The organism is Methanoregula sp., assembly GCF_003170075.1.
In the GTDB taxonomy this organism is placed as follows: domain Archaea; phylum Halobacteriota; class Methanomicrobia; order Methanomicrobiales; family Methanospirillaceae; genus Methanoregula.
This window is the reverse complement of sequence record NZ_PMZU01000044.1, coordinates 1-5,633: the sequence shown is the minus strand read 5'-3', so window position 1 is coordinate 5,633 and position 5,633 is coordinate 1. Positions and strand designations below refer to the sequence as shown.

General features: G+C 49.5%; 8 protein-coding genes. 2 read left to right on the top strand and 6 right to left on the bottom strand.

All coding sequences use genetic code 11. From position 1 onward, the window contains the following. On the top strand, positions 1-619 hold a 619-nt coding region (locus QZN75_RS05780; protein WP_292425968.1), incomplete at its 5' end, for a 3'-5' exonuclease. A 79-nt stretch (positions 620-698) separates the two neighbouring features. On the opposite strand, the gene QZN75_RS05775 is transcribed toward QZN75_RS05780, so the two are convergent. From QZN75_RS05775 to QZN75_RS05765, 3 genes are all read right to left on the bottom strand, one after another. Further along, the gene (locus tag QZN75_RS05775; protein WP_292425965.1) at positions 699-1,028 is read right to left on the bottom strand and encodes a type II toxin-antitoxin system PemK/MazF family toxin; all 330 of its coding nucleotides are present in this window, start codon (positions 1,026-1,028) and stop codon (positions 699-701) included. Then, positions 1,025-1,210, bottom strand: a complete 186-nt coding sequence (locus QZN75_RS05770; RefSeq protein ID WP_292425962.1) for a hypothetical protein — start codon at positions 1,208-1,210, stop codon at positions 1,025-1,027. Before QZN75_RS05770 ends, QZN75_RS05775 begins: the two co-directional genes overlap by 4 nt. Positions 1,211-1,288: 78 nt before the next feature. Continuing rightward, the gene (locus QZN75_RS05765; protein ID WP_292425959.1) at positions 1,289-1,543 is read right to left on the bottom strand and encodes a KilA-N domain-containing protein; all 255 of its coding nucleotides are present in this window, start codon (positions 1,541-1,543) and stop codon (positions 1,289-1,291) included. A gap of 877 nt (positions 1,544-2,420) precedes the next feature. Between QZN75_RS05765 and QZN75_RS05760 the strand changes: the two genes are divergently transcribed. Beyond that, the gene (locus tag QZN75_RS05760; RefSeq protein ID WP_292425956.1) at positions 2,421-2,612 is read left to right on the top strand and encodes a 30S ribosomal protein S17e; all 192 of its coding nucleotides are present in this window, start codon (positions 2,421-2,423) and stop codon (positions 2,610-2,612) included. A gap of 490 nt (positions 2,613-3,102) precedes the next feature. Here QZN75_RS05760 and QZN75_RS05755 read toward each other — a convergent pair whose 3' ends face one another. The 3 genes from QZN75_RS05755 to QZN75_RS05745 all read right to left on the bottom strand — a co-directional run bounded on the left by QZN75_RS05755 (position 3,103) and on the right by QZN75_RS05745 (position 5,542). Beyond that, positions 3,103-3,858 (bottom strand): ABC transporter permease, encoded by a 756-nt coding sequence (locus QZN75_RS05755; protein ID WP_292425953.1) that lies wholly within the window; start codon positions 3,856-3,858, stop codon positions 3,103-3,105. Further along, positions 3,855-4,781 (bottom strand): ATP-binding cassette domain-containing protein, encoded by a 927-nt coding sequence (locus tag QZN75_RS05750; protein ID WP_292425950.1) that lies wholly within the window; start codon positions 4,779-4,781, stop codon positions 3,855-3,857. Before QZN75_RS05750 ends, QZN75_RS05755 begins: the two co-directional genes overlap by 4 nt. Positions 4,782-4,870: 89 nt before the next feature. After that, complete coding sequence (locus QZN75_RS05745; protein WP_292425948.1) at positions 4,871-5,542, bottom strand: MBL fold metallo-hydrolase; 672 nt, start codon at positions 5,540-5,542, stop codon at positions 4,871-4,873. Between the last annotated feature and the right edge of the window lie 91 nt (positions 5,543-5,633).

Below are 5,633 nucleotides of genomic sequence, written 5' to 3'. Positions count from 1 at the left end.
CCAACCCCAAATACCATCCCCTCCAAAAGTATCCCGGATGTTCCTCTTCCTCGACACCGAAACCACCGGCCTCCCAAAATACTCCGCAACAAACAATCCCGTAGAAAAATGGCCCCGGGTCGTCCAGCTCGCCTGGTCCTTATACGACAGCGATGGGATCCCGGAAAGCCGGAACAGTTTTATCATTTACCCGACGGACTTTTCCATCCCGGCGGACTCTGCCCGGATTCACGGGATCACGACCGAGCGGGCAAAAGCCGAGGGCGTGTCGCTCTTTAAGGTGCTCCCGCAGTTCAATGCCGATGTGGAGAAAGCGGAAACGGTCGTTGCCCATAATCTCGATTTTGACCTGCCGATTGTCACGACGGAATTCTTGCGGTGCAGTCTTGAGACAGGTCTTTTGGAAAAACAAAAATTCTGCACCATGAAAACGCCGCAGGTTGTCACCTGGTGCAAAATTCCCAAGGCCTCCGGGTATGGATACAAGTGGCCGACACTAAACGAGCTGCACCTCCAGTTGTTCCAGGAAGAATTTACCGACAGCCATAACGCCGGCGCCGATGTGGAAGCGTGTGCGAGATGTTATTTTGAGTTACGAAAGCGGGGGATTATCGGATAGGGTTATTGTAACCGGAAGATCTGGCCGGTTCGCCGTTCCGGTACCCGGTCCGCACACCGGCAGCCAAGTCCCGGTCTCTTCAGACCGAAAAAACCCGGCTCATCACGGCATTGCATTCGCGGGCAAGCCCTTCATCGATATCCCCGATTCCGCCTTCAATAAGATCCCGCGAAACCGTAGCAACCTTATCGAATCGTATCACTGAGGGTCGCTTGAGCCCGGTACCGGCAAACGAGGGATGATCTGAGGAGATGAGAAGATCGGAGTCAGACCGGTGTTTCGGAATCCGTGACGAGATAAACGCCACAATAACATCCTGGTCACTTTCATGAATAACAAGAGCAGGCCGAAGTTTTAATCCGCTCATGTCCGTGAAGGGAAAATGGATCAGGACTATTGCGCCTTTCATCGGTATCGCACTTTGATATCGGCAACCGTATAGAGATCAGGTTCGTTCTCAAGAAAACCCGAGAGCGAGTGTTCCTCTACTGCGTACAGGGCATCCTTTGCGGTGTCCTCGTTTCCCGCGGACTTTGCCATTTTTTTTGCAGGATGGCTCTTTGTCACTCGGGATGCGGCTTGCGCAGTCATGATACATTTTGTTATTCCTGTGTATCCATTATGGTTTCGGATCCGGCACTTTCCACGGCCATCCCCAGTCAGAGAATATTAAAAAAAGTCCCGGCCAGTCTCCCGGATATATTCTCCAAACCCGTCGAATCCGGCGGGATTAAAATCCGGGTTGTTAAGTTGTTCCCAGATGCCGGGAAACTCAATAGTGTTGCGGTTCCGGATCCAGCTGCAAATAAGATCGTCTGTGCTGTCCGGATTCTTATAACGTGCGATATCCGTGATGCAGATATAATCTTCATCATTCTGTACAAATATTGCAACTTCCTTGTCAAGGACATTGAGCTTAGTCATAATTTCCCTCCGGTATTCCCACCAGGTACGTCCACGAGCGAACTCCTCTATGCTGCCATATCTGTACAGGTCTCCCTAAAAGGGATAGGCGTGGGTGTGAAACTATAGAGAAACCGGGATGCAAAGACCGTCTGCAAAGAGTTCGGAGTTCGTTTTGAAGATTGTGATGATAAGGGGAAATATCAATCAACATTCATCTGATTGTTTAGTTTCGGGTATCTATTGTTTCCCGGTTGAGACTATTCCTGGCGTAGTTTCCCCATAAACCCGCTCAATCCCCCGGTCTAATCCGGGCCCAATATGGCCTCCGATCGCCATTCTCACACCCCAAAAGGAGCCCGTATCGGGCTCCGTTTCAAAATAACCTCAAATCAAGCTTATTTTTGAAATCGGGCGAAATAAAACGATCTCATAGACGCGTTTTGAAGGCTGTTTTCGGGGCCGGATGGGTTTGTGTTGATGGAGAAAATGATCGCTGCCAGAACGCGAATATGGCCTGCTAATGGGGATTATATGGGGCTCAATTTGGGCGTATCTTTGCAAACAGGGGGATATATGGGCACTGATTTTTTAGATGGGCAATCAGATGGTTTTACGGGCGTTTTTTTCATGGGTGCCCCCGGGGAAAACGCATACGATATCTCCGCATATGTTTATCGATAAGTCCCCGGTAAAACCGGACATCAAACGATTTCTCACACCACGCCGGTTCCACCCGGTACCGCCGGGAAGTGTCCTCCCCATCACACCACCTTTTAGTGTCCGTTGCCCGTTTGTACTCATCGCTGGCATCCCCAACCAGACGGGCAGGAAAAAGGACACAATATCATTATCAGCTCGAATCGCATTTACAGAATAGAACTTCGGGGGATTTTACATGGGAATCAAACCGTCATATATTAAAAATCTCGGAACCGCGCTTCTGGCCAAACAGAGGGAGAATTTTTCGAACAATTTCGATGCGAACAAGCAGCAGCTGTTTGCATCAGCATCGATTGACAGCAAGCGTGTCAGGAATCGTGTTGCCGGCTACATAACAAGAAAAATGAATGCCAAAAAACGAACATAACCCTCTTCACGTTCGAAGGTGTCCGTCCAGCAACCAGTATCTCTTTTTGTTCAATCGGCCGTTATTCCCTTCGGCGTTCTCCTTTTCGGGTTTGAACATAATTCTTTTGCGATGCTGATAAGGGCACACTGATTATCAAAAAACCATGCACACGCTTTCCCGTTGCACGGGATTTCAATAAGCAATCCCTCATTATTGACTGCCGTTCCGAATTTCAGGGGACAATATTTCTGCGATGGCATAAAGAAAAATTATTTTCGACATAATGAAACTTTCGCGAAGGAACGTTACTATCTGGAAACCCTCGTGTCCGGCCAGATTATACCGTGATAGTAACCATTTATCCCCCCCATCCCCGTAATTATCCCGACAACTTGAGAGAACCGCCATAACAGCATCAGGATTCTTAATCCCAAGATCTTGTTAGGAAATCGGATCTAAACAATGATCGTGTTGTAAAAAATAATGATTTTTCAAGATAGCTCTTCACTCACATCCTTTTGGGCATGGTCCGTTTGTGCAGGTACATTGTTCCGGCAGTGAATACCAGCGTTATGACGGCGAGAATGAGAATATCGGCAAGAACCGGGAAAAAATGTTCTCCGGTAAACGAGTAGCGGACAAGATCGGTGAAGTAGGTGAGCGGAGAGCAGGCGGAGAGCACGAGCCCCCATGACGGCAACTGGTCCAGGGGGACGAAAATACCGGAGATAAAGATAAGTGGGAACTTGATGAGTAAAGAAAGCGTCATGGGGGTCGACGGCTCGCTCGTTGGCGGGACCGCAAGGAGCATCCCGATTGCAGAAAAACAGCATGCAGCAAGCAGGATCGAGACAATCATGATAATCCCGTGAAGAAGGGGGAGACCGAGCGCCAGCGCGATGAAGACCGTGATAAGGGTAATTCCGATACCGAAGAGGATGGAAGCGATCATATCACCAAAAACCATTGCTTCTATGGTGATCGGGCAGGAGACGAGCCGTTCAAGCGTCCCGTGCCGCCCTTCCCATGCATAGATGGCGGGAGATAAGGCGGTGGCAGTGAAAAGGAGCGTCACCCCGACAAGCCCCGGCAACAGGAACGTAAGCGGGAGCTGACTGCTCCCCGCAAAGAATGCAAGAAAAAGGAAGAATGGCATGAGAATTCCAAAGATGAGTACAGAATTCTTGGCATAATAGAGGCGGATGTCTTTCTTTGCAATCGCCCATGCCCGCTTGACCTGTTCGGGAAGCCCGGCCGGGTTCATGACATATCCCCCTGCGTCAGGCGGAGAAACGCTTCATCAAGCGTTGGTGCGAGCGTGTTCAGGGTGACAATCGCTGTACCGCGCTGCTGGGTAAAGGTCACAAGAGCACGGATGGTTGCATCTTTATCCGGTGTGGTGAGCTGCCATTTATCCCCGGTCCGTTCAGCACTGGTCACGCCTATGAGTGCGGCCAGGTCATCACCGGATACATCCCGATCAAAACTTACTTCTATTGTATGGACCTTCTCGATTGCCGTCTTGAGTTTCTCCGGGGCATCGGTGGCCACTATCTTTCCGGCCCGGATAATACCGACACGGTGGCAGAGCTGGTTTGCCTCTTCCATGTTATGCGTGGTGAGAAAAATCGTAGTCCCCTGCTGGTTAAGGTCGCGGAGCAGGGAGAGGATCATATGCGTGCTCTGCACGTCGAGGCCACTTGTGGGTTCGTCAAGGAAAAGAAGTGCCGGTTCATGGAGGAGCGCCATCGCGAGGATGAGTCGCTGCTTCATTCCTTTGGAATATGCCTGCACCTTCTGGTCTTTGCGCTCAAGAAGCCCGAGAGTTGCGAGCAGATCGGATGAATGTTGTGCGGCTTTCCCGCGGTCTAGTCCATACAGCTCGCCCATCAGCATCAGGTTCTGCCATGCAGTAAGATCAGTATAGGCGTTCGAGATCTCCGGCACAACCCCAAATCCCTGTTTGGCGAGAACAGGTTCGGACCGGATATCATGGCCGAGGATCAGGGCGGTCCCGCCATCGGGCGGGATAACGCCGTTCAGCATTCGGGTTGTTGTCGTTTTTCCCGCTCCGTTCGGGCCAAGGAAACCAAAGATCTCCCCTTCCCGGACCGTGATGCTCACATCACTGACCGCGGTCACCGGTCCGAAAGATTTTCTTAAATGATGGGCTTCGATTGCGTTCATGACGGAAATCTCTCTTGGTTGTAATGTCTTTGTATTTCCTATTCCAGTAATGATTGTCAGCGATAACACGTTGGTAATCGATGAGGATCTCAGGGTAATGACTTTGCGAACTCCCGGACCTTTACCGATGCATCGGGTCTAAGAGGTATTCCATGTCCCGACAGCATGATATCGAAATCAATTGCGGCGATTTTATTGATTGATTGTTGTACCTCACTTGTGTCTAATGGTAATGGTCCCATTTCGATTTTACTGCCGTTAAATATCAATAGATCCCCTACAAACAGAATTTTTGATGCCGGATCAAAAAGACAAATACTTCCCGGTGTATGTCCTGGTGTATGAATGGTGGTGAGACCAGCGATGGTGTCACGGTCGCTGAGCTTTATATCCGGTTCAACAGGCTTTGATCTGAAAAACAAGGGAATGAGGACTTTAAAGATCATTCCCCTACCGCCTCTCGGTACAGGCTGGGTTTTCCTACCGGCAACGTAGTCCGCATCCGCTTCATGAATGGCCACCTTCGCACCGCTAAGTTTTTTGAGATCGCTAGCGTCGCCCACGTGATCAATATGAAAGTGTGTCAGGACGATCGTTTTGATTTCTGATGGTTTACGGTTAAGAATATCCTGAATATATTTTACTATTTTTGCGCTGTTTTTGGGCATTCCTGTATCGATAAGTGTCAGCTCGTCCCGAATGATAATAAAACAATTACCATTTACACCATCGACCTGGTGAATTCCCGGTACTATCTCCATAATCCTTCAACTCCCTTTTTTCTTCGATTCCATTTTTTTTAATAATTCATCTTCCTGAATAAGAATGCCCCCACCATCGTCATCGCTATCG

What these genes read in the sequence shown, in the direction of transcription:
- QZN75_RS05775 (WP_292425965.1), bottom strand. Translation starts at nt 1,028, where the DNA reads ATGAAAGGCGCAATAGTCCTGATCCATTTTCCCTTCACGGACATGAGC.
- QZN75_RS05770 (WP_292425962.1), bottom strand. Translation starts at nt 1,210, where the DNA reads ATGACTGCGCAAGCCGCATCCCGAGTGACAAAGAGCCATCCTGCAAAA.
- QZN75_RS05765 (WP_292425959.1), bottom strand. Translation starts at nt 1,543, where the DNA reads ATGACTAAGCTCAATGTCCTTGACAAGGAAGTTGCAATATTTGTACAG.
- QZN75_RS05760 (WP_292425956.1), top strand. Translation starts at nt 2,421, where the DNA reads ATGGGAATCAAACCGTCATATATTAAAAATCTCGGAACCGCGCTTCTG.
- QZN75_RS05755 (WP_292425953.1), bottom strand. Translation starts at nt 3,858, where the DNA reads ATGAACCCGGCCGGGCTTCCCGAACAGGTCAAGCGGGCATGGGCGATT.
- QZN75_RS05750 (WP_292425950.1), bottom strand. Translation starts at nt 4,781, where the DNA reads ATGAACGCAATCGAAGCCCATCATTTAAGAAAATCTTTCGGACCGGTG.
- QZN75_RS05745 (WP_292425948.1), bottom strand. Translation starts at nt 5,542, where the DNA reads ATGGAGATAGTACCGGGAATTCACCAGGTCGATGGTGTAAATGGTAAT.